Below are 17,737 nucleotides of genomic sequence, written 5' to 3' on the forward strand. Positions count from 1 at the left end.
GTCGTTATTAAGAGATTGAAAACCTATTTTTAAAAAGAGAAAAAAAGAGATGCCAGGTTTAATTGGAAAAAAAGTCGGAATGACTTCCGTATTCAGTGCCGAGGGAAAAAGTATTCCATGCACTGTGATTGAGGCCGGTCCATGTGTTGTAACCCAAGTAAAGACTATTGAGAAAGATGGTTACACAGCAATTCAGTTGGGTTTTGATGACAAAAAAGAGAAAAACACAACGAAACCGCTAAGTGGACACTTTAAAAAGGCAGGCACAACTCCGAAAAGAAAACTCGTGGAATTTTCAGGGTATGATGTCGAGTACAAGTTAGGTGATGTAATTGACGTGAACTTGTTCGAAGGAACAGAGTACGTTGATGTAGTCGGGACTAGTAAAGGAAAAGGTTTCCAAGGTGTTGTGAAACGCCATGGATTTGCCGGAGTAGGAGAGGCTACTCACGGTCAGCACAACCGTCAAAGAAAACCGGGATCTATCGGTGCTTGTTCTACACCGTCACGCGTGTTCAAAGGAATGCGTATGGGTGGACAAACAGGTGGTGACAGAATAACGGTTCAGAACTTGGAAGTGCTGAAAGTGATACCTGAAAATAATTTGTTATTGGTGAAGGGTTCTATCCCCGGAGCTAAAGGTTCATACGTAATTATCGAGAAGTAATGGAGTTAAGTGTATTAAACATTGCCGGACAAGAGACAGGCAGGAAGGTAGAGTTAAACGACGCTATCTTCGGGATTCAGCCTAACGAGCACGCTATTTATCTTGATGTAAAGCAGTTTTTAGCGAACAACCGCCAAGGGACCCACAAGTCAAAACAAAGAAATGAAATTTCCGGTAGTACCCGCAAGCTGAAAAAGCAAAAAGGTACCGGTGGCGCCCGTGCAGGTGGTATCAAGAACCCTCTGTTTAGAGGAGGGGGTAGAGTGTTTGGACCCGTACCAAGAGATTATAGCTTCAAATTGAACAAGAAGCTGAAAAGATTGGCCCGTAAATCAGCATTATCTGTAAAAGCCGCTTCTAACGCGGTAACTATTGTTGAGGATCTCAACTTTGAGGCACCGAAAACAAAACAGATGATTCAGCTGTTTAACAACCTGAAATTAGATAACCGTAACATCCTGTTGGTTACAAATGACATGAACGAGAATGTTTTATTGTCAGCTCGTAACTTGCAATATGTGGATGTGATGAGAGTTAGCGATCTTGCAACTTACAATATCATGAGAGCTAAGAGTCTCGTGTTCGTTGAAAGTTCAATGCAGGGCCTAAATGAAATGTTCAATCTTAATGAAGAGTAAGACATGCAAGTAATTGTGAAGCCCATTTTGTCAGAGAAAATGACTGCATTGACTGACAAGCAGAACAGAGTAGCATTCGTTGTTAGCAAAGCAGCGAATAAATTTGAGATTAAGAGAGCAGTTGAAACGATGTATAGCGTGACCGTGAAATCTGTGAACACGATGGTGTACCAAGGAGATGCTAAATCTCGTTACACGAAAGCAGGTGTTATTTCCGGAAGAACCGCTTCCTTCAAGAAAGCAATTGTGACCTTAGCAGAAGGTGATAGTATTGATTTTTTTAGCAATATTTAATTAAGATGGCTGTAAGAAAATTAAACCCTGTAACTCCTGGTCAGAGACATAAGGTAGCGATTACCTTTGATCAGTTGACTACAGATAGACCTGAGAAATCATTGTTAGGACCAAAGAGTAAAACTGGTGGACGTAACAACACCGGTAAAATGACAATGAGATATATAGGTGGTGGTCATAAACAAAGATACAGAATAATAGATTTCAAACGCGACAAGGATAATGTTCCGGCTCGTGTTGCAACGATCGAGTACGATCCCAATCGTACGGCGAGAATTGCTCTATTAGTGTATGCAGATGGAGAAAAACGTTACATCGTGGCACCGAACGGTTTGGAAGTTGGTCAAACCGTGATGAGTGGTGCAGGTGTTGCTCCGGAAGTTGGAAATGCATTGTTCTTATCTGAAATCCCATTAGGTACAATCATTCATAACATCGAGTTAAGACCGCAACAAGGAGCCGTGATGGCTCGTAGCGCCGGTTCTTACGCTCAGTTAGTAGCAAGAGAAGGGAAATACGCTTCAATCAAGTTACCTTCTGGTGAAGTCCGTATGGTGCTGTTAACCTGTCGTGCAACTGTTGGTACGGTGTCAAACTCCGACCACGCGCTGGAACGTTCAGGTAAAGCAGGTCGTACTCGCTGGTTAGGCCGCAGACCTCGCGTGAGAGGTGTCGTAATGAACCCGGTTGATCACCCGATGGGTGGTGGTGAAGGCCGCGCTTCAGGAGGACATCCTCGTTCAAGAAAAGGCTTGTTGGCTAAGGGTTACAAGACTAGAGCTCCTAAGAAACACTCTAGCAAGTATATCATAGAAAGAAGGAAAAAATAACTGATTAATTATTGATGTTATGAGTCGTTCGTTAAAAAAAGGCCCTTTTATTGATTTCAAGTTAGAGAGAAAAGTATTGGTAATGAATGAGTCCAATAAGAAATCGGTTGTTAAAACCTGGGCTCGTCGTTCCATGATCTCTCCGGACTTCGTAGGGCACACTATCGCTGTACACAACGGTAATAAATTTATCCCGGTATTCGTGACTGAAAATATGGTAGGTCATAAATTGGGGGAATTCGCGCCGACACGTACATTTAGAGGCCATGCTGATAAAAAGAAAAAATAATGCATGGTAAAGTTGAACTAAAGAAGATGTATTAAAATGGGTGCAAGAAAAAGATTAAGAGCAAATCAGAATAAAGAAGCCAAAAAAGAGAAGGCTTTTGCAATTCTTCGCGATTGTCCTACATCTCCTCAAAAAATGAGATTGGTGGCAGACTTGATCCGCGGAGTAGATGTACAGAAAGCTTTGGATATGCTTAAATTTTGTCCTAAAGAAGCTGCTCGTAGAGTTGAAAAGTTGTTGCTTTCAGCAATTGCTAACTGGGAACAAAAGAACGAGGGTAAACGTGTTGACGAAGCCTCCTTGTTCGTGCAGGAAATTTTCGTTGACGGTGCAGGTATGTTGAAAAGACTTAGACCGGCCCCGCAAGGAAGAGCTCACCGGATTCGTAAACGTTCAAATCACGTGACGATCGTGTTGGGAAGCAAGACAGCTGTTGAAAACATTACAAAAGAATAGTTAGCATGGGACAGAAAGTTAATCCAATAAGCAATAGATTAGGAATCATCAGAGGATGGGATTCTAACTGGTTTGGCGGTAAGAACTATGGCGATAAATTGGTGGAAGATTACAAGATCAGAAAGTATCTGAACGCCCGTCTCGCTAAAGCAGGAATCGCTAAGATTGTTATCGAGAGAACCCTGAAGCTAATCACGATCACGATCAACACCGCTCGTCCGGGTATTATTATCGGTAAAGGCGGACAGGAAGTTGATAAGTTGAAAGAGGAGCTGAAGAAGATCACCGATAAGGAAGTTCAAATTAATATCTTCGAGATCAAACGTCCTGAATTGGATGCCGTGATCGTGGGTAATAATATAGCTCGTCAGCTGGAAGGTCGTGTGGCTTACCGTAGAGCAATCAAGATGGCTATCGCTTCTACCATGAGAATGGGTGCAGAAGGTATCAAGATCTTGATTTCCGGTCGTTTGAACGGTGCTGAAATGGCAAGAGCCGAGATCTACAAAGAAGGTAGAATTCCATTGCACACGTTCCGTGCTGATATTGATTACGCTCAGGCCGAGGCATTGACGACCTATGGTCAGTTGGGTATTAAAGTTTGGATTTGCAAGGGAGAAGTTTACGGAAAACGTGAGCTGGTTCCGAATGCATTGGTTGGCGCTCAGAAAGAGAATAACAACCGTCCGAACAATGCCGGCAAAAAAGGCGGTTTCAAAAAGAGAAAAAAATAGTCTTTTAACTTTTAAATAGATCAAGAGCTATGTTACAGCCAAAAAGGACTAAATACAGAAGATCGCAGAAAGGGAGAATGAGAGGGAATGCCCAAAGAGGACATGAACTTGCATTTGGATCTTTCGGGATCAAGGCGTTGGAGAACATGTGGATCGAACAACGCCAGATTGAGGCAGCCCGTGTTGCAGTAACCCGTTACATGCAAAGACAGGGTCAGATATGGATTCGTATATTTCCAGATAAACCTATTACTAAGAAACCCGCTGAGGTTCGTATGGGTAAGGGTAAGGGATCTCCAGAAGGATTCGTTGCTCCTGTTACTCCGGGTCGTATTCTTTTCGAAGCAGATGGAGTACCGTATGCAATTGCTAAGGAGGCATTGCGCCTGGCAGCACAAAAGCTACCCATCGCTACTAAGTTCGTGGTTAGACGTGATTACACTGAGTAGTCGTGAGACTATTTTGAATTTCGAAACGAAAAATTGTAAGAGAAATGAAGACATCAGAGATTAAAGATTTAACCACTGAAGAGATAAAAGAAAAGATCGAGACAGAAAAAGCTGCCTTGACCAAGATGAAGATGAACCATGCTGTTTCTCCACTTGAGAACCCGATGTTAATCCGGACGACAAGAAGAAACATCGCTAGATTGATGACGGAGTTACGCAAACGTGAATTAAATAAGTAGTAGAAAAATGGAAAGAAATCTTAGAAAAGAGCGTACCGGTCTTGTGGTAAGCAACAAGATGGACAAATCTATCACGGTTGCCGTTCATTTTAAGGAGAAACACCCGATTTACGGGAAGTTCGTCAACAAGACCAAGAAGTTCACTGCTCACGATGAGAAAAACGAATGTAACATCGGGGATACAGTGAGAATTATGGAGACCCGTCCTTTGAGTAAAACCAAGAGATGGAGATTAGTTGAAATCATTGAAAGAGCTAAGTAATCATGATACAACAAGAGAGTAGATTGACCGTAGCCGACAACAGCGGCGCTAGAGAAGTGCTTTGTATCCGTGTTCTTGGTGGTACCAAGAAAAGATATGCACGCGTGGGCGATAAAATCGTTGTTGCCGTGAAGAATGCCATCCCGAACGGTGACGTAAAAAAAGGTTCAGTTAGTAAGGCAGTGGTAGTTCGTGTAAGTAAAGAGTACAGACGTCCGGACGGATCTTATATCCGCTTTGATGACAATGCTTGCGTGTTATTGAACAACGCGGGTGAAATGAGAGGAACTCGTATCTTCGGACCTGTTGCCAGAGAAGTTCGTGAGGGTTATACCAAGATTGTGTCATTAGCCCCCGAAGTACTTTAAGATTTTAGATTTATGATTTTGGATTTTAGATTGCATAATCGAATTTCTTGAATCATAAGTCGTAAATCATAAATCATAAATAATTTATACGATGAGCAAGAAGTTTCATATAAAGAAAGGTGACTTAGTTCAGGTAAATGCAGGAGAAGACAGAGGAAAGCAGGGAAAAGTACTTGAAATGATTCCGGACAAGCAAAGAGCTATTGTTGAGGGTATCAACCTGGTAAGCAAACATACCAAACCCAACGCAACTCACCCGCAAGGAGGAATTATCAAGAAGGAAGCTCCTATTCACATTTCCAACTTGAACGTAGTTGATCCGGTTACGGGAAAACCGACAAAGGTAGGACGTAGACGGAATGCCGAAGGAAAATTAGTAAGATACGCTAAGAAATCCGGACAGGAATTGAAATAGTAAAATAAATAATTGCAGGTTGTCCCAGAGCAACTTGCAATTATTAATTTAAATTTGTAGCTTTGCAGCCGCAAATTTAATGTAATATGCCGTGAGGCATGATAACTAAATAATTATAAATGAAATACGTACCAAATTACAAAACAAAGTATAACGAAGAAATTGTACCGACTTTGATGAAGGAGTTCGGATACAAGTCAGTTATGCAGGCACCCAGATTGGAGAAGATAGTAATCAATCAGGGCGTGGGATCATCCATCCAGGATAAGAAAATCCTTGAGTTTTCAATGAACGAGATTGCAACCATTACCGGCCAGAAGCCTGTTGCTTGTAAATCTACCAAGGACGTTTCTAACTTTAAATTACGTAAAGGAATGCCGATTGGCGTTAGAGTAACCTTGCGTAAAGAACGTATGTATGAATTTTTAGAAAGACTTATTGTTTCCGCACTTCCGCGTATCCGCGACTTCAAAGGAATCAACAATAAGCTTGATGGAAGAGGAAATTACACATTAGGAATAGAAGAGCAGATCATTTTCCCGGAAATCGTGTTGGACAGTGTTCACAAGATCATGGGTATGAATGTAACGTTTGTAACTTCGGCTAATACCGACGAAGAGGCTTTTGCTCTTCTAAGAGAATTTGGATTACCATTTAAAAAGAACTAAAAAAAAGCGAAATGGCAAAAGAATCAATGAAGGCCCGTGAGGTAAAGCGTGCAAAATTGGTAGAAAAGTACGCCGCGAAACGAGCTAAATTAAAAGAGGAAGGAGACTATATTGGATTAAGCCTTCTGCCTAAGAATTCAAGTCGCGTTCGTTTGCACAATAGATGCAAATTGACGGGAAGACCGAGAGGGTACATGAGACAATTTGGTATAAGCAGAATTCAATTCCGCGAAATGGCATCTGCCGGACTTATACCTGGAGTTAAAAAGGCTAGTTGGTAATATTTAAAATTTGAAGAGATGACAGATCCAATAGCAGATTTCCTGACTCGTATTAGGAACGCAGTAAAAGCAGGTCATAAAGTTGTGGATATCCCCGGATCAAAAATGAAACGGGAAATGACCAAAATCTTAAAAGAAAAAGGATATATCCTGAATTATAAATTCGAGCAAGATGGTGTTAGAAGCAACATTAAAATTGCTTTGAAATATCATCCTGAAACGAAGGCTCCCGCCATTAGGACATTGACACGTGTTTCAAAACCGGGTCTGAGACGTTACACGAACGTAGAGGATATGCCTCGCGTGTTAAACGGATTAGGTATCGCGATTTTGTCAACGTCATTAGGCGTAATGTCTGATAAAGAAGCTCGCCAAAAGAATGTTGGTGGAGAAGTATTGTGTTATGTTTATTAATAAAAAGGGCGGAAAATGTCACGAATAGGAAAATTACCAATAGATATACCACAAGGGGTTACAGTTACTGTAAATCCTGATAACACGGTCGTAGTTAAAGGTCCTAAGGGAGAACTTTCTCAGGACGTACACGCAGATATGATCGTGAAAGTGGAAGGAGCTCACGTTGTTGTAGAGCGTCCGTCAGAAGATAAAGCTCATAAAGCCATGCACGGTTTATATCGTTCCTTGATTCACAACATGGTTGTAGGTGTTTCTGAAGGTTACACGATCAAACAAGAGTTGGTCGGAGTAGGTTACAGAGCAAATGCTGAAGGTCAGGTTCTTGAATTGGGATTAGGTTATTCACACGGGATCTTCATGGTGTTACCGAACGAAGTGAAAGTAAGTGTACTTAATGAAAAACGTGCTAACCCGATTATCACGCTGGAAAGTTGCGATAAACAATTGATCGGTCAGGTAGCGGCTAAGATTCGTTCATTCCGTAAACCGGAGCCGTATAAAGGTAAAGGTATTAAATTTGTGGGTGAAGTTCTTCGTCGTAAGGCTGGTAAATCAGCTAAAGTTTAATCACCTGTAAAAAAGTAATGTTATGGCTTTAACTAAGGTAGAAAGAAGAATAAGAATAAAGAGAAGAATACGTAAAGTAATCTTCGGAACAGCTGAGAGACCCCGTTTGTCCGTATACCGTTCAAACACGCAAATTTCTGCTCAGTTGATTGATGATAACGCCGGAAAAACTCTGGTATCAGCATCTTCTTTATGCAAGGAGATCGCTGAAAAGAAAGGTAACAAGACAGAACAGGCCCAATTGTTGGGGGCTATGCTTGCTGAAAAGGCAAAAGCAGCCGGGATTACCGCTGTTGTGTTTGACAGAAACGGGTATTTATATCACGGAAGAGTGAAAGCATTAGCAGATGCTGCTCGTAACGGTGGTCTTAATTTTTAAAAGTAGGCAAGAATGGAACAGAAGATTAATAGTGCAGACTTGGAATTGAAAGACAGATTGGTGGCTATCAACCGTGTAACGAAAGTTACCAAGGGAGGTAGAACATTCAGTTTCTCTGCTATTGTGGTTGTAGGCGACGAAAACGGTACCGTGGGTTACGGGTTAGGTAAAGCTAACGAGGTAACTACTGCTATTGCAAAAGGCGTTGAGGCTGCGAAGAAAAATTTGATTAAAGTACCTGTATTGAAAGGAACTCTTCCTCACGAGCAAGAGGCTAAATATAGTGGTGCAACTGTATTCATGCGTCCCGCTTCTTCCGGTACCGGGCTGGTTGCCGGAGGTGCTATGCGTGCCGTGTTGGAAAGTGCAGGAGTGAAAGACGTGTTGGCAAAATCTAAAGGATCATCCAACCCTCACAACTTGGTAAAAGCAACTTTCGCTGCTTTGAAGTTATTGAGAGATCCTCGTATGATTGCACAACAGAGAGGAATTAGTCTTGACAAAGTGTTTAACGGATAAACTGGAAGTAACGATGGCAAAGATTAAAATTACATTGGTAAGAAGTAGAATTGGTAGTGATAAACGTCAAATTGCTACTTTGAACGCACTGGGCCTCGGAAAAGTGAACAGCAGTGTTGAACACGAAACTTCACCGCAAATCATGGGAATGGTTGCTAAAGTGCAACATCTCGTGCGCGTGGAGGAAGTAAAGTAATTGTTAAACCTATTTTAAAGAGTATACAATGGATTTAAGTAGCTTAAAACCGGCTGCCGGATCAACTCACAGAGAAAAGAGAATTGGTCGTGGTCAAGGTTCCGGAAAAGGAGGTACTTCTACAAGAGGGCACAAGGGAGCCAAATCAAGATCAGGTTATAAATCTAAGATTGGTTTTGAAGGTGGGCAGATGCCTTTGCAGAGACGTGTACCGAAATTTGGCTTTAAAAATATAAACAGAGTAGAATATAAAGCTATCAATGTAGGGATGCTTCAGGCTCTGGCTGAAAGAGATAATCTTACCGTGATCGACCGGGATGTATTGATTCAAGCCGGGTTAATGTCTAAGAACGATCTTCTTAAGGTATTAGGTGACGGAGCGTTAACTGCTAAGCTTGAGGTGAAAGCTGATGCTTTCTCCGCTAAAGCGGTAGCCGCTATCGAGGCTGTTGGCGGAACAGTAGTTAAATTGTAAGATTAAAAATTTGGGAGTTTAAAGTTGTTTTTAAAATAGAATTACTATTTTTGAAGCAACTTTAACAAAATCCCAAATCAATGCCTTAAAAGAAAGAACTTATGAAGTTATTTGATACATTAAAGAACATTTGGAAAATAGAAGAGCTCAAGACTAGGATTCTTACTACGCTTGGGCTTATTCTCGTTTACAGGTTAGGAACAGAGATCGTACTGCCGGGTATCGACCCTCATGGTTTGCAGGCTCTGAAAGATCAGACATCCAGCGGAGTATTAGGCTTGTTGGATATGTTCTCAGGAGGTGCATTCTCGAACGCGTCGGTATTTGCGTTAGGTATTATGCCCTACATCTCCGCGTCCATCGTTGTGCAGTTATTGGGAATTGCGGTTCCTTATTTCCAGCGCTTACAGAAGGAAGGCGAGAGCGGTAGACGTAAGATTAACCAGATTACGCGGTACCTCACATTAGTTATCCTGGTATTACAAGGTTCGGCGTATCTTACAAACTTGAAAGCTCAGGTACCGGCAGAGGCTTTTGTATCTACTGGTTTTTGGCAATTCCAGCTCCCTTCCATCGTGATCATGGCTGCAGGTTCAATGTTTGTCCTGTGGTTGGGAGAGAGAATTACTGATAAGGGAATCGGTAACGGTGTGTCCATTATCATCATGATCGGTATCATCGCTCGTTTACCATTCGCTTTCATTGCAGAGTTAACTTCCAGAGTTTCTCAACAAGGAGGAGGTTTGGTAGCGTTCTTGATCGAGTTGATTATATTATTCCTGGTATTCTGCGGATCAATCCTGCTTGTACAGGGAACACGTAAAGTGCCTGTACAGTATGCCAAGAGAATCGTGGGTAACAAACAATACGGTGGCGTTCGTCAATACATTCCGTTGAAGATCAACGCAGCCGGAGTTATGCCTATCATCTTCGCTCAGGCTATCATGTTATTGCCTATTTCTTTGATAAACTATGCAAATTCGGAATCATTATCCGGTTTTGCTGCAGCGTTTTCAAACTTCACTGGATTCTGGTATAACTTCACGTTCTTTATCATGATTGTCGCGTTTACTTATTTCTACACGGCTATCACGGTGAATCCGATGCAAATGTCTGAGGATATGAAGAAGAACGGTGGATTTATTCCGGGAGTAAAACCGGGAAGAAAAACGATGGAGTTTCTCGATACCATTATGTCTAGAATCACACTTCCTGGATCTATATTCCTGGGAATTGTAGCAATTCTTCCGGCTTTCGCCCAGATCTCGGGTGTTAACCACCAGTTTGCTCAGTTCTATGGAGGTACGTCTTTGTTGATTTTGGTTGGTGTAGTGTTGGATACATTACAACAAATCGAATCACACTTGTTGATGCGTCACTATGACGGGTTGATGAAATCGGGACGTATTAAAGGTAAAAATCCTGGAGGACCTGCTGCATATTAAGAAAATAAATTGTACTTTTGCGGCATGATTTTTTTAAAGACACAGGAGGAGATTGAGTTATTGCGGGAAAGCAACCAATTAGTAGGAAAGGCTCTGGGTGAGGTGTCCAAACACATTCGCCCGGGTATTTCGACTTTAGAGTTGGATAAGATCGCTGAGGATTTTATTCGTTCGAATGGTGGCATTCCCGGATTTCTCGGGTATGGAGGGTTCCCAAACACGCTTTGTATTTCAGTGAATGACGAAGTGGTTCATGGGATTCCGTCCTCTCGTCGTTTAGAGGAAGGTGATGTCGTATCCGTTGATTGCGGGGTTGTGAAGAATGGTTTTTATGGGGATAGCGCCTATACTTTTGCTGTCGGGGAGATTAGTGATGAAGTGAAAAAGCTTTTACAAGTGACAAAAGATAGCTTGTACAAAGGGATAGAACAGGCTGTTGCGGGAATGAGGATAGGAGATATTGGTTATGCCGTGCAGTCGTATGCCGAAGCGAATGGATTCTCTGTTGTCAGGGAACTGGTCGGTCATGGCGTGGGAAAGAACTTGCATGAAGAGCCTCAGGTGCCGAACTACGGACGAAGAGGACAGGGATGCAAATTGAAGATCGGAATGGTGATCGCTATTGAGCCCATGATTAATATGGGAGCCCGTAACGTTTTCCAGATGGCAGACGGATGGACAATAAAGACAAGAGATCATCTGCCCGCCGCACATTTCGAGCATACGTTGGCTATCAGAAAAGGTGAAGCTGATATTTTGTCAACATTTGAATATATAGAGACAGGAAATTGTAAAAATTGAATTATGGCGAAACAGCCTTCGATAGAGCAAGATGGAGTAATAACGGAAGCATTGTCAAATGCTATGTTTCGTGTTGAACTGGAAAACGGGCATATTATAACAGCCCACATTTCGGGAAAGATGCGAATGCACTATATAAAGATACTTCCGGGAGATAGAGTGAGAGTGGATATGTCCCCTTACGATCTCACGAAAGGTAGGATAACATTTAGATATAAAAATTAAATTGTTGAGCAATGAAGGTAAGAGCATCTGTTAAGAAGCGTAGTGCTGATTGCAAGATTGTAAGAAGAAAAGGCGTTTTGTACGTCATTTGCAAAAAGAACCCGAAGTTCAAACAACGTCAGGGTTGATTATTAATTTAGTAAAAAGAGTAAAAGAGATTTATGGCAAGAATCGTTGGTGTAGATTTGCCCTCAAACAAGAGAGGGGAGATAGCTCTGACCTATATCTTTGGTATAGGTAGAAGTAGTGCCAGGACCATATTAGAAAAGGCCGGCATCGATTTTGACACTAAAGTGAAGGATTGGAATGACGATCAACTAGCTGCTGTACGTAATGTCATCAATGGTGGGTACAAAGTAGAAGGAGAGTTGAGAACTTCAGTCCAAATGAACATCAAACGACTGATGGATATCGGTTGTTACAGAGGAATCAGACATCGTATCGGTCTTCCGGTAAGAGGACAAAGTACGAAGAACAATGCCCGTACGAGAAAGGGTAAAAAGAAAACTGTTGCTAACAAGAAGAAAGCAACTAAATAATTGATTAGAGATTGAATTATGGCAAAGAAGTCTACATCAAACAAGAAACGGCTAGTTAAAGTTGAAGCCGTGGGACAAGCACACGTTCACTCCTCTTTTAATAACATCATTATCTCGTTGACTAATTCAAGTGGACAAGTCATCTCTTGGTCATCAGCAGGTAAGATGGGATTTAGAGGATCAAAGAAAAACACCCCTTATGCAGCCCAGACAGCAGCTACCGATTGTGGTAAAGTTGCTTTCGATTTGGGAATGAGAAAAGTTAAGGTATATGTCAAAGGACCGGGTAACGGTAGAGAATCAGCAATTCGTGCTATCCACGCTTGCGGAATCGAAGTTGCCGAGATCATTGATGTTACGCCACTTCCGCACAATGGATGTCGTCCTCCCAAACGGAGAAGAGTCTAATGTAATTTTAAATTGTAAATTGTAAATTGTAAAATTTGAGGTTCGAACGATTTGAAGAATCGCGACAATTTAAAATTTAAAATCTAAAATTTAAAATCATAATAAAATGGCTAGATATACAGGACCTAAGTCTAAGATAGCAAGAAAATTTGGTGAGCCCATTTTTGGACCGGATAAAGCGTTAGAACATCGTAATTACCCTCCCGGACAACACGGTATTGCTCATCGTAGAAAGAAAATCTCTGAGTACGGTACTCAGTTGAAAGAAAAACAAAAAGCAAAATATACTTACGGTTTGTTGGAAAGACAATTCCGTATCTTATTCGAGAGAGCTGAAAGTAGTAAGGGAGTAACCGGTGAGGTATTACTTCAATTGTTGGAATGTCGTTTGGATAACGTGGTTTATCGTTTAGGAATCGCTCCTACCCGTGCGGCTGCCCGTCAGTTTGTTTCTCACAGACACATCACTATTAACGGTCACGTATGTAACATTCCTTCATGTCACGTTCGTCCGGGAGATGTTGTTGCTGTAAGAGAGAAATCTAAGGCACTGGAAGTGATTAACGAATCATTGAGAGGAAATAGAAGTAGCAGATACTCTTGGTTAGAGTGGGATGCTGCAGCTATGAGTGGTAAACTACTTAATGTTCCGGAAAGAGCAGATATTCCAGAGAACATTAAAGAGCAGTTAATCGTAGAGTTGTATTCTAAGTAGTAAAATAAAAATATATATGGCAATATTAGCTTTCCAGAAACCGGACAAAGTAATCATGCTTGAATCAACGGATAGATTCGGTAAATTCGAATTCCGCCCGTTGGAGCCAGGTTACGGCATCACTATTGGTAATCCACTACGCAGAATCTTGTTGTCTTCTTTGGAAGGCTTTGCGATTACCGGTATTAAAATTCAAGGTGTAGATCATGAGTTTGCGACAATCCCTGGTGTCATTGAAGATGTAACCGAGATTATCTTGAACTTGAAACAGGTTCGGTTAAAAAGAAAAGTGGAGGACGTGGAGAATGAAAAGTTGACCGTTACCGTTTCTGGACAGGAGACGTTTACTGCCGGTGATATGAATCAATTCCTGAAAGGGTTTGAGGTTTTGAACCCGGAATTGGTAATCTGCAACATGGATACTTCCACGAGCCTAGACATGGAGTTGACCATTCAAAAAGGACGCGGTTATGTTCCTGCTTCAGAGAATATGCCTGCAGATGCCGAGATTGGTGTAATTCCTATCGATGCTATTTACACGCCGATTAAAAACGTGAAATACGAGATTGAGAACTACCGTGTAGAAGGAAAAACTGACTATGAACGTTTGGTTTTCGACATCGAAACTGATGGTTCTATCAATCCCACGGATGCGTTGAAAGAGGCTGCTAAAATCTTGATCCATCACTTCATGTTGTTCTCTGACGAGAAAATTACTCTTGAAACAGAGGATAAATATGGAAACGAAGAGTTTGATGAAGAGGTATTGCATATGCGTCAGCTGTTGAAGACGAAACTTGTGGACATGGATCTTTCCGTGCGTGCATTGAATTGTTTGAAGTCAGCTGAGGTTGAAACTTTGGGTGAGCTTGTTCAATTTAATAAGAACGACTTGTTGAAGTTTAGAAATTTCGGTAAGAAGTCTTTGACTGAGTTGGAAGCCCTTCTGGAGAACAATAACCTTGAATTCGGTATGGATGTTGCCAAGTATAAATTAGACAAAGAATAAGTAAAATGAGACATAATAAGAAAATTAACCATTTAGGTAGAACTAGTTCTCACAGACATGCTCTACTTTCTAATATGGCTTGTTCTTTGATTCTTCACAAGAGAATCCAAACGACACTAGCTAAAGCTAAGGCCCTAAAGGTCTATGTTGAGCCGCTTTTGACGAAAGCCAAAAACGACACGACTCACTCTAGAAGAACCGTCTTCTCTTACCTTCGTCGCAAAGAAGTTGTTGCTGAAATGTTCGGTGACGTTGCACAGAAAATTGCTAATCGTCCGGGAGGATATACCCGTATTTTGAAATTGGGTAACCGTTTGGGGGATAACGCTGAAATGTGTATGATTGAGTTGGTGGATTATAACACGACTTATACTGAAGTGAAGAAAGAAGAGGCTAAGAAAACTACTCGTCGTAGAAGACCTTCTGCTAAGAAAGAGGCTGCTCCTGCCGCTACCGAGGAAACTCAGGTGGCTGAGGCTCCTGCTACGGAAGAAGCTCCGAAAGCTGAATAAAGTATTATTCCAGATAAAAAATAACCCCGGGCAATACGTCCGGGGTTATTTTTTAGGGGAACGATTGTTTTGGCCGTAGGGAGAAAAATAAAAAAAGGTAGGGAGAAAACACCAAAAGGTAGGGAGAAAATTATTTCCTTGTTATTGGAATATCCGATGTTGAGTGCCACGGCTGTTGCGACACGGATCGGGATTTCGTCGAAAGCGGTAGAAAAACATTTTGCCCGGCTCAAAGCTGACGGAATACTCCGCAGAATCGGGCCGGACAAAGGTGGACGTTGGGAAGTGATAATTAAAAATTAAAACTCTTCTTCCATCATGTTCATCTCTTCCGAAGGGCGCTGTTGCTTTTGCTTGGAAGCTTTCATGTTTCCGAAGTTATAGCTTAACGTGAAACGGAAAACCCCGCCTTTTCTCCAACTATCACTATCTTGTTTAAACCCGTTACCGGAAGTGATGCTGTGCCAACTACGGGAATTCAAAATGTCCTGCACGCTTATACTAAGGTTTATTTTCCGGTCAAAGAAAAACTTCCGGGCTCCCAGATCTAAGCGGTAACTTGCCTCCCGGTGCCCTTGAGCAATAATCTGTTTGGAGTTGTAGCTTCCGGTAGCCTGTAACGAGATGGCGTACGGTAGCATGGCATTGGCAATGATTTTACCTGTCCAGGAGAAGTTATCGTCCCGTTCTCCCGTAACCGGGGTGTCTGCACCTGCCGGGAGGTAAGAAAAGCCTTCCAGTTCGTTATAATAGAAATTCAGGGTTGTTGTAAAGTCTAGGAATTTCAGTAGTTTGTTTTTTGCCACAATTTCGGCTCCGGCAGAAGAAGATTGTGTAATGTTAGCCGATGTGCTTTTCATGACATCTCCTTCCCGGTAACGAATACGTTGGATCACGTCGTCCGTGTTCCGGTAGTAGGTGGAGACGGATAGCGTGTGTTTTTCCCAAGTCTTGATGTAATTCAACTCGAAGGAATTGGAATATTCCGGAGAAAGGTAAGGATTTCCGAACGAGATATTGAGTGAATCGGTCATGTTCATAAACGGGTTCAATTGCCAGCCTCTGGGACGTGAAATTCGTCGGGTGTAGTTGACCTGTATTTCATGATTTTTCGGAAGACTGTACGAGAGGAACAGGCTGGGGAATAAACTGAAATAGTCGTCTTTATAAGGAATGGCCGTGGCCTCGGTTTCTCCGTACCCCAGTGATTTGGTCTCCGTGTCCGTGTATTCTCCCCGTAAGCCTAGTTGCAACCCGAAGTTATTCACTTTCGTGGAGAACGTGGCGTATAAGGCTTGGATATTTCGGTCGTAAGAGTATTTGTTATATAATAACTCGTCAAAATCGGCTGTCGTTTCCGTTTCACCGGAATAGGTTTCCACGGGACTTTTTTGGCTGCTGAGCGTACCTTTATAACCTGCCTCCAACTTACTTTCTTCCGTGAATTGGTTCACGTAGTCTGCTTGAAATTCCCAGCTTTGTGAACGGTTGTCACTTTCCTGTTTTTGCCAGGAAGAGGTTTCTTTATTTTCTGGGTAGAGGGAATGTTGTTTGTATGTACTGGTCCCGTCAGAAACCCATAAATCCCACGAAGCACGAGCCACGAGATTACTGCTTTCGCTGAATTCATGCTTGTAGTCGAGGTTGATGTTGCCCCCTTTGGAGGAGTTGTCAGAATCGCTGATACGTTCGCTACTGGTGAACGAGCCGGGGACATCGCTTTCGTAACGAATGGTGTTGTTGGAATTCCTGTTCCCGAAATGTCCGAATCCTTCAATTCCGATATGGTCGGTCTGGGAGAGGTGTAGTGTTAGACCTGCCCGAGTGAAGAGTGAACCGCCATCCCGATCGTTCCAGCCTTTCTGGTTCAAGTAGGAAACCGGATTACCTTGGTCATCCAGATTAATACGATCTGTATTATCCTTACCTTCCGATTTCCTTTGGCGGTACCCGACGTTAAGGTAAGATTCAATCTTACCACTACTGTAATTGATACTACCGCTGGCATTATACCCGCCTAAAATATCGGCCCCGACTTGGAAACTACCGTAATATCCGGCTTTCCGGTTTTTCTTCAAAATAATGTTGATGATTCCGGAAGTCCCTTCCGGGCTGAATTTGGCCGAGGGGTTCGTGATCAATTCTATGCGCTCAATGCTTTCAGCAGGAATTTGTTCCAGTATTTGGGCTTGATTATCTGCGGACAGGCCTGATGCCTTGCCATTGATCCAGATCGTAACACTTGAGTTTCCCCGTAAAGAGATTTCACCCTCGTTGTCTACCTCCACCGAGGGAATATTTTCAAGTAGCTCGCTGGCTGATCCTCCGGCTTGAGAAATATTGGATTCCACGTCGAAGACTTTTTTGTCGATTTCGAATCTCATTTGTGCTCGTTGGCCGACAACCTTTATCTCGTCAATCACTTGACTGTCTTCTTCCAAAAGGATGTTTTTCACGTTTACATTTCTTGCGGTCGGTGAGATCGTGAATTCTTTTTCCACGGATTTGTAACCGATAAACGAGGCGGTGAGCGTGTAAGCCCCGTTCTTCACTCGGTTGATACGGAAAACTCCGGTTGAATCACTGACTGTTCCGGTTAACGGGGTTTGAGTTCCCGTGGCCCGGATACTCACGTTGACAAACTCTAAGGGTTTCTTCGTTTTAGCATCTATAATTCGTCCTCTGACACTTCCCGTTTGGGCAAAGGTAGATAGGGCAAACAACGTGAAGAAGATAGCTAAAACAGCTTCTTTTACTTTACTCATATACACTTTATACACAATTGAACATTCCGTCGAAGAATGGAGTGTTTTTAATTACAAACCAAATCTTCGCACTATTAAGACAAATCTTTCCGAGGAAAGTTTATTGCGGGGCTAAAGTTTATGACAAGGAACTTTATAAACTTTATGAACCAAATCATGTGACTTTTTCAATTGT

31 protein-coding genes are annotated in these 17,737 nt (G+C 42.2%); 30 read left to right on the forward strand and 1 reads right to left on the reverse strand.

Annotation, left to right across the window (positions count from 1 at the left end; all coding sequences use genetic code 11):
• Nucleotides 1-49: 49 nt before the first annotated feature.
• The 30 genes from rplC to I2I33_RS20320 all read left to right on the forward strand — a co-directional run bounded on the left by rplC (nt 50) and on the right by I2I33_RS20320 (nt 15,100).
• Nucleotides 50-667: a 50S ribosomal protein L3 gene (rplC, locus tag I2I33_RS13040; protein ID WP_027201675.1), complete on the forward strand. Its 618-nt coding sequence runs from the start codon at nt 50-52 to the stop codon at nt 665-667.
• The gene (rplD, locus tag I2I33_RS13045) at nt 667-1,305 is read left to right on the forward strand and encodes a 50S ribosomal protein L4 (RefSeq protein WP_087421395.1); all 639 of its coding nucleotides are present in this window, start codon (nt 667-669) and stop codon (nt 1,303-1,305) included. Before rplC ends, rplD begins: the two co-directional genes overlap by 1 nt.
• 3 nt (nt 1,306-1,308) lie before the next feature.
• Nucleotides 1,309-1,599, forward strand: coding sequence for a 50S ribosomal protein L23 (rplW, locus tag I2I33_RS13050; RefSeq protein ID WP_087421396.1), 291 nt, complete (start codon nt 1,309-1,311; stop codon nt 1,597-1,599).
• A gap of 5 nt (nt 1,600-1,604) precedes the next feature.
• A complete protein-coding gene (rplB, locus tag I2I33_RS13055) occupies nt 1,605-2,429 on the forward strand; it encodes a 50S ribosomal protein L2 (protein ID WP_087421397.1) in 825 nt (274 codons plus the stop codon).
• A gap of 19 nt (nt 2,430-2,448) precedes the next feature.
• Nucleotides 2,449-2,718, forward strand: coding sequence for a 30S ribosomal protein S19 (gene rpsS, locus I2I33_RS13060; RefSeq protein WP_027201671.1), 270 nt, complete (start codon nt 2,449-2,451; stop codon nt 2,716-2,718).
• Nucleotides 2,719-2,754: 36 nt separating this feature from the next.
• Nucleotides 2,755-3,174 (forward strand): 50S ribosomal protein L22, encoded by a 420-nt coding sequence (gene rplV / locus I2I33_RS13065; RefSeq protein ID WP_027201670.1) that lies wholly within the window; start codon nt 2,755-2,757, stop codon nt 3,172-3,174.
• Nucleotides 3,175-3,179: 5 nt separating this feature from the next.
• Entirely contained in the window at nt 3,180-3,908 is a 729-nt protein-coding gene (gene rpsC / locus I2I33_RS13070; RefSeq protein WP_027201669.1) for a 30S ribosomal protein S3, read from the forward strand.
• A gap of 29 nt (nt 3,909-3,937) precedes the next feature.
• Complete coding sequence (rplP, locus tag I2I33_RS13075; RefSeq protein WP_027201668.1) at nt 3,938-4,357, forward strand: 50S ribosomal protein L16; 420 nt, start codon at nt 3,938-3,940, stop codon at nt 4,355-4,357.
• A 44-nt stretch (nt 4,358-4,401) separates the two neighbouring features.
• On the forward strand, nt 4,402-4,596 hold the full coding sequence (gene rpmC, locus I2I33_RS13080; protein ID WP_087421398.1) for a 50S ribosomal protein L29: 195 nt from the start codon (nt 4,402-4,404) through the stop codon (nt 4,594-4,596).
• Between the two features lie 7 nt (nt 4,597-4,603).
• The gene (gene rpsQ, locus I2I33_RS13085; RefSeq protein WP_027201666.1) at nt 4,604-4,858 is read left to right on the forward strand and encodes a 30S ribosomal protein S17; all 255 of its coding nucleotides are present in this window, start codon (nt 4,604-4,606) and stop codon (nt 4,856-4,858) included.
• Between the two features lie 2 nt (nt 4,859-4,860).
• Nucleotides 4,861-5,226 carry a 50S ribosomal protein L14 gene (rplN, locus tag I2I33_RS13090; protein WP_087421399.1) on the forward strand — a complete coding sequence of 122 codons (366 nt, stop codon included), beginning with the start codon at nt 4,861-4,863 and terminating at the stop codon, nt 5,224-5,226.
• 91 nt (nt 5,227-5,317) lie between these two features.
• Nucleotides 5,318-5,641, forward strand: coding sequence for a 50S ribosomal protein L24 (rplX, locus tag I2I33_RS13095; RefSeq protein WP_027201664.1), 324 nt, complete (start codon nt 5,318-5,320; stop codon nt 5,639-5,641).
• Between the two features lie 119 nt (nt 5,642-5,760).
• The gene (gene rplE, locus I2I33_RS13100) at nt 5,761-6,309 is read left to right on the forward strand and encodes a 50S ribosomal protein L5 (protein WP_087421400.1); all 549 of its coding nucleotides are present in this window, start codon (nt 5,761-5,763) and stop codon (nt 6,307-6,309) included.
• 11 nt (nt 6,310-6,320) lie between these two features.
• Complete coding sequence (gene rpsN, locus I2I33_RS13105; RefSeq protein WP_027201662.1) at nt 6,321-6,590, forward strand: 30S ribosomal protein S14; 270 nt, start codon at nt 6,321-6,323, stop codon at nt 6,588-6,590.
• An 18-nt stretch (nt 6,591-6,608) separates the two neighbouring features.
• Complete coding sequence (rpsH, locus tag I2I33_RS13110) at nt 6,609-7,004, forward strand: 30S ribosomal protein S8 (RefSeq protein ID WP_018337672.1); 396 nt, start codon at nt 6,609-6,611, stop codon at nt 7,002-7,004.
• A gap of 15 nt (nt 7,005-7,019) precedes the next feature.
• Nucleotides 7,020-7,574 carry a 50S ribosomal protein L6 gene (gene rplF / locus I2I33_RS13115; protein WP_087421401.1) on the forward strand — a complete coding sequence of 185 codons (555 nt, stop codon included), beginning with the start codon at nt 7,020-7,022 and terminating at the stop codon, nt 7,572-7,574.
• Between the two features lie 22 nt (nt 7,575-7,596).
• Nucleotides 7,597-7,953, forward strand: coding sequence for a 50S ribosomal protein L18 (gene rplR, locus I2I33_RS13120; protein ID WP_027201660.1), 357 nt, complete (start codon nt 7,597-7,599; stop codon nt 7,951-7,953).
• A gap of 12 nt (nt 7,954-7,965) precedes the next feature.
• Nucleotides 7,966-8,472 (forward strand): 30S ribosomal protein S5, encoded by a 507-nt coding sequence (gene rpsE / locus I2I33_RS13125; protein WP_027201659.1) that lies wholly within the window; start codon nt 7,966-7,968, stop codon nt 8,470-8,472.
• Nucleotides 8,473-8,485: 13 nt separating this feature from the next.
• A complete protein-coding gene (gene rpmD, locus I2I33_RS13130) occupies nt 8,486-8,668 on the forward strand; it encodes a 50S ribosomal protein L30 (protein ID WP_087421402.1) in 183 nt (60 codons plus the stop codon).
• A 28-nt stretch (nt 8,669-8,696) separates the two neighbouring features.
• Entirely contained in the window at nt 8,697-9,143 is a 447-nt protein-coding gene (gene rplO / locus I2I33_RS13135) for a 50S ribosomal protein L15 (RefSeq protein ID WP_087421403.1), read from the forward strand.
• Nucleotides 9,144-9,244: 101 nt separating this feature from the next.
• The gene (secY, locus tag I2I33_RS13140) at nt 9,245-10,588 is read left to right on the forward strand and encodes a preprotein translocase subunit SecY (RefSeq protein ID WP_027201656.1); all 1,344 of its coding nucleotides are present in this window, start codon (nt 9,245-9,247) and stop codon (nt 10,586-10,588) included.
• A gap of 24 nt (nt 10,589-10,612) precedes the next feature.
• Nucleotides 10,613-11,389: a type I methionyl aminopeptidase gene (map, locus tag I2I33_RS13145; RefSeq protein WP_087421404.1), complete on the forward strand. Its 777-nt coding sequence runs from the start codon at nt 10,613-10,615 to the stop codon at nt 11,387-11,389.
• A 3-nt stretch (nt 11,390-11,392) separates the two neighbouring features.
• Nucleotides 11,393-11,614: a translation initiation factor IF-1 gene (infA, locus tag I2I33_RS13150; protein WP_009137817.1), complete on the forward strand. Its 222-nt coding sequence runs from the start codon at nt 11,393-11,395 to the stop codon at nt 11,612-11,614.
• Between the two features lie 11 nt (nt 11,615-11,625).
• Nucleotides 11,626-11,742: a type B 50S ribosomal protein L36 gene (ykgO, locus tag I2I33_RS13155; RefSeq protein ID WP_072025884.1), complete on the forward strand. Its 117-nt coding sequence runs from the start codon at nt 11,626-11,628 to the stop codon at nt 11,740-11,742.
• A gap of 33 nt (nt 11,743-11,775) precedes the next feature.
• Complete coding sequence (gene rpsM, locus I2I33_RS13160; RefSeq protein ID WP_027201654.1) at nt 11,776-12,153, forward strand: 30S ribosomal protein S13; 378 nt, start codon at nt 11,776-11,778, stop codon at nt 12,151-12,153.
• Nucleotides 12,154-12,171: 18 nt separating this feature from the next.
• Entirely contained in the window at nt 12,172-12,561 is a 390-nt protein-coding gene (rpsK, locus tag I2I33_RS13165; RefSeq protein ID WP_027201653.1) for a 30S ribosomal protein S11, read from the forward strand.
• Between the two features lie 106 nt (nt 12,562-12,667).
• On the forward strand, nt 12,668-13,276 hold the full coding sequence (rpsD, locus tag I2I33_RS13170) for a 30S ribosomal protein S4 (protein ID WP_087421405.1): 609 nt from the start codon (nt 12,668-12,670) through the stop codon (nt 13,274-13,276).
• A 16-nt stretch (nt 13,277-13,292) separates the two neighbouring features.
• Nucleotides 13,293-14,285: a DNA-directed RNA polymerase subunit alpha gene (locus I2I33_RS13175; RefSeq protein ID WP_027201651.1), complete on the forward strand. Its 993-nt coding sequence runs from the start codon at nt 13,293-13,295 to the stop codon at nt 14,283-14,285.
• A 5-nt stretch (nt 14,286-14,290) separates the two neighbouring features.
• The gene (gene rplQ / locus I2I33_RS13180; RefSeq protein ID WP_087421406.1) at nt 14,291-14,797 is read left to right on the forward strand and encodes a 50S ribosomal protein L17; all 507 of its coding nucleotides are present in this window, start codon (nt 14,291-14,293) and stop codon (nt 14,795-14,797) included.
• A gap of 69 nt (nt 14,798-14,866) precedes the next feature.
• Nucleotides 14,867-15,100 carry a winged helix-turn-helix transcriptional regulator gene (locus I2I33_RS20320; protein ID WP_255378867.1) on the forward strand — a complete coding sequence of 78 codons (234 nt, stop codon included), beginning with the start codon at nt 14,867-14,869 and terminating at the stop codon, nt 15,098-15,100.
• On the opposite strand, the gene I2I33_RS13190 is transcribed toward I2I33_RS20320, so the two are convergent.
• Entirely contained in the window at nt 15,097-17,562 is a 2,466-nt protein-coding gene (locus I2I33_RS13190) for an outer membrane beta-barrel family protein (RefSeq protein ID WP_087421868.1), read from the reverse strand. The two genes, I2I33_RS20320 and I2I33_RS13190, sit on opposite strands and share 4 nt — an antisense overlap.
• Nucleotides 17,563-17,737 lie beyond the last annotated feature (175 nt).

This window comes from Butyricimonas sp. BSD2780061689_150309_C8 (assembly GCF_015560935.1).
Classification (GTDB): domain Bacteria; phylum Bacteroidota; class Bacteroidia; order Bacteroidales; family Marinifilaceae; genus Butyricimonas; species Butyricimonas paravirosa.

Coding starts and splice junctions, on each gene's coding strand:
- rplC (WP_027201675.1), top strand. CDS start 50: ATGCCAGGTTTAATTGGAAAAAAAGTCGGAATGACTTCCGTATTCAGT.
- rplD (WP_087421395.1), top strand. CDS start 667: ATGGAGTTAAGTGTATTAAACATTGCCGGACAAGAGACAGGCAGGAAG.
- rplW (WP_087421396.1), top strand. CDS start 1,309: ATGCAAGTAATTGTGAAGCCCATTTTGTCAGAGAAAATGACTGCATTG.
- rplB (WP_087421397.1), top strand. CDS start 1,605: ATGGCTGTAAGAAAATTAAACCCTGTAACTCCTGGTCAGAGACATAAG.
- rpsS (WP_027201671.1), top strand. CDS start 2,449: ATGAGTCGTTCGTTAAAAAAAGGCCCTTTTATTGATTTCAAGTTAGAG.
- rplV (WP_027201670.1), top strand. CDS start 2,755: ATGGGTGCAAGAAAAAGATTAAGAGCAAATCAGAATAAAGAAGCCAAA.
- rpsC (WP_027201669.1), top strand. CDS start 3,180: ATGGGACAGAAAGTTAATCCAATAAGCAATAGATTAGGAATCATCAGA.
- rplP (WP_027201668.1), top strand. CDS start 3,938: ATGTTACAGCCAAAAAGGACTAAATACAGAAGATCGCAGAAAGGGAGA.
- rpmC (WP_087421398.1), top strand. CDS start 4,402: ATGAAGACATCAGAGATTAAAGATTTAACCACTGAAGAGATAAAAGAA.
- rpsQ (WP_027201666.1), top strand. CDS start 4,604: ATGGAAAGAAATCTTAGAAAAGAGCGTACCGGTCTTGTGGTAAGCAAC.
- rplN (WP_087421399.1), top strand. CDS start 4,861: ATGATACAACAAGAGAGTAGATTGACCGTAGCCGACAACAGCGGCGCT.
- rplX (WP_027201664.1), top strand. CDS start 5,318: ATGAGCAAGAAGTTTCATATAAAGAAAGGTGACTTAGTTCAGGTAAAT.
- rplE (WP_087421400.1), top strand. CDS start 5,761: ATGAAATACGTACCAAATTACAAAACAAAGTATAACGAAGAAATTGTA.
- rpsN (WP_027201662.1), top strand. CDS start 6,321: ATGGCAAAAGAATCAATGAAGGCCCGTGAGGTAAAGCGTGCAAAATTG.
- rpsH (WP_018337672.1), top strand. CDS start 6,609: ATGACAGATCCAATAGCAGATTTCCTGACTCGTATTAGGAACGCAGTA.
- rplF (WP_087421401.1), top strand. CDS start 7,020: ATGTCACGAATAGGAAAATTACCAATAGATATACCACAAGGGGTTACA.
- rplR (WP_027201660.1), top strand. CDS start 7,597: ATGGCTTTAACTAAGGTAGAAAGAAGAATAAGAATAAAGAGAAGAATA.
- rpsE (WP_027201659.1), top strand. CDS start 7,966: ATGGAACAGAAGATTAATAGTGCAGACTTGGAATTGAAAGACAGATTG.
- rpmD (WP_087421402.1), top strand. CDS start 8,486: ATGGCAAAGATTAAAATTACATTGGTAAGAAGTAGAATTGGTAGTGAT.
- rplO (WP_087421403.1), top strand. CDS start 8,697: ATGGATTTAAGTAGCTTAAAACCGGCTGCCGGATCAACTCACAGAGAA.
- secY (WP_027201656.1), top strand. CDS start 9,245: ATGAAGTTATTTGATACATTAAAGAACATTTGGAAAATAGAAGAGCTC.
- map (WP_087421404.1), top strand. CDS start 10,613: ATGATTTTTTTAAAGACACAGGAGGAGATTGAGTTATTGCGGGAAAGC.
- infA (WP_009137817.1), top strand. CDS start 11,393: ATGGCGAAACAGCCTTCGATAGAGCAAGATGGAGTAATAACGGAAGCA.
- ykgO (WP_072025884.1), top strand. CDS start 11,626: ATGAAGGTAAGAGCATCTGTTAAGAAGCGTAGTGCTGATTGCAAGATT.
- rpsM (WP_027201654.1), top strand. CDS start 11,776: ATGGCAAGAATCGTTGGTGTAGATTTGCCCTCAAACAAGAGAGGGGAG.
- rpsK (WP_027201653.1), top strand. CDS start 12,172: ATGGCAAAGAAGTCTACATCAAACAAGAAACGGCTAGTTAAAGTTGAA.
- rpsD (WP_087421405.1), top strand. CDS start 12,668: ATGGCTAGATATACAGGACCTAAGTCTAAGATAGCAAGAAAATTTGGT.
- I2I33_RS13175 (WP_027201651.1), top strand. CDS start 13,293: ATGGCAATATTAGCTTTCCAGAAACCGGACAAAGTAATCATGCTTGAA.
- rplQ (WP_087421406.1), top strand. CDS start 14,291: ATGAGACATAATAAGAAAATTAACCATTTAGGTAGAACTAGTTCTCAC.
- I2I33_RS13190 (WP_087421868.1), bottom strand. CDS start 17,562: ATGAGTAAAGTAAAAGAAGCTGTTTTAGCTATCTTCTTCACGTTGTTT.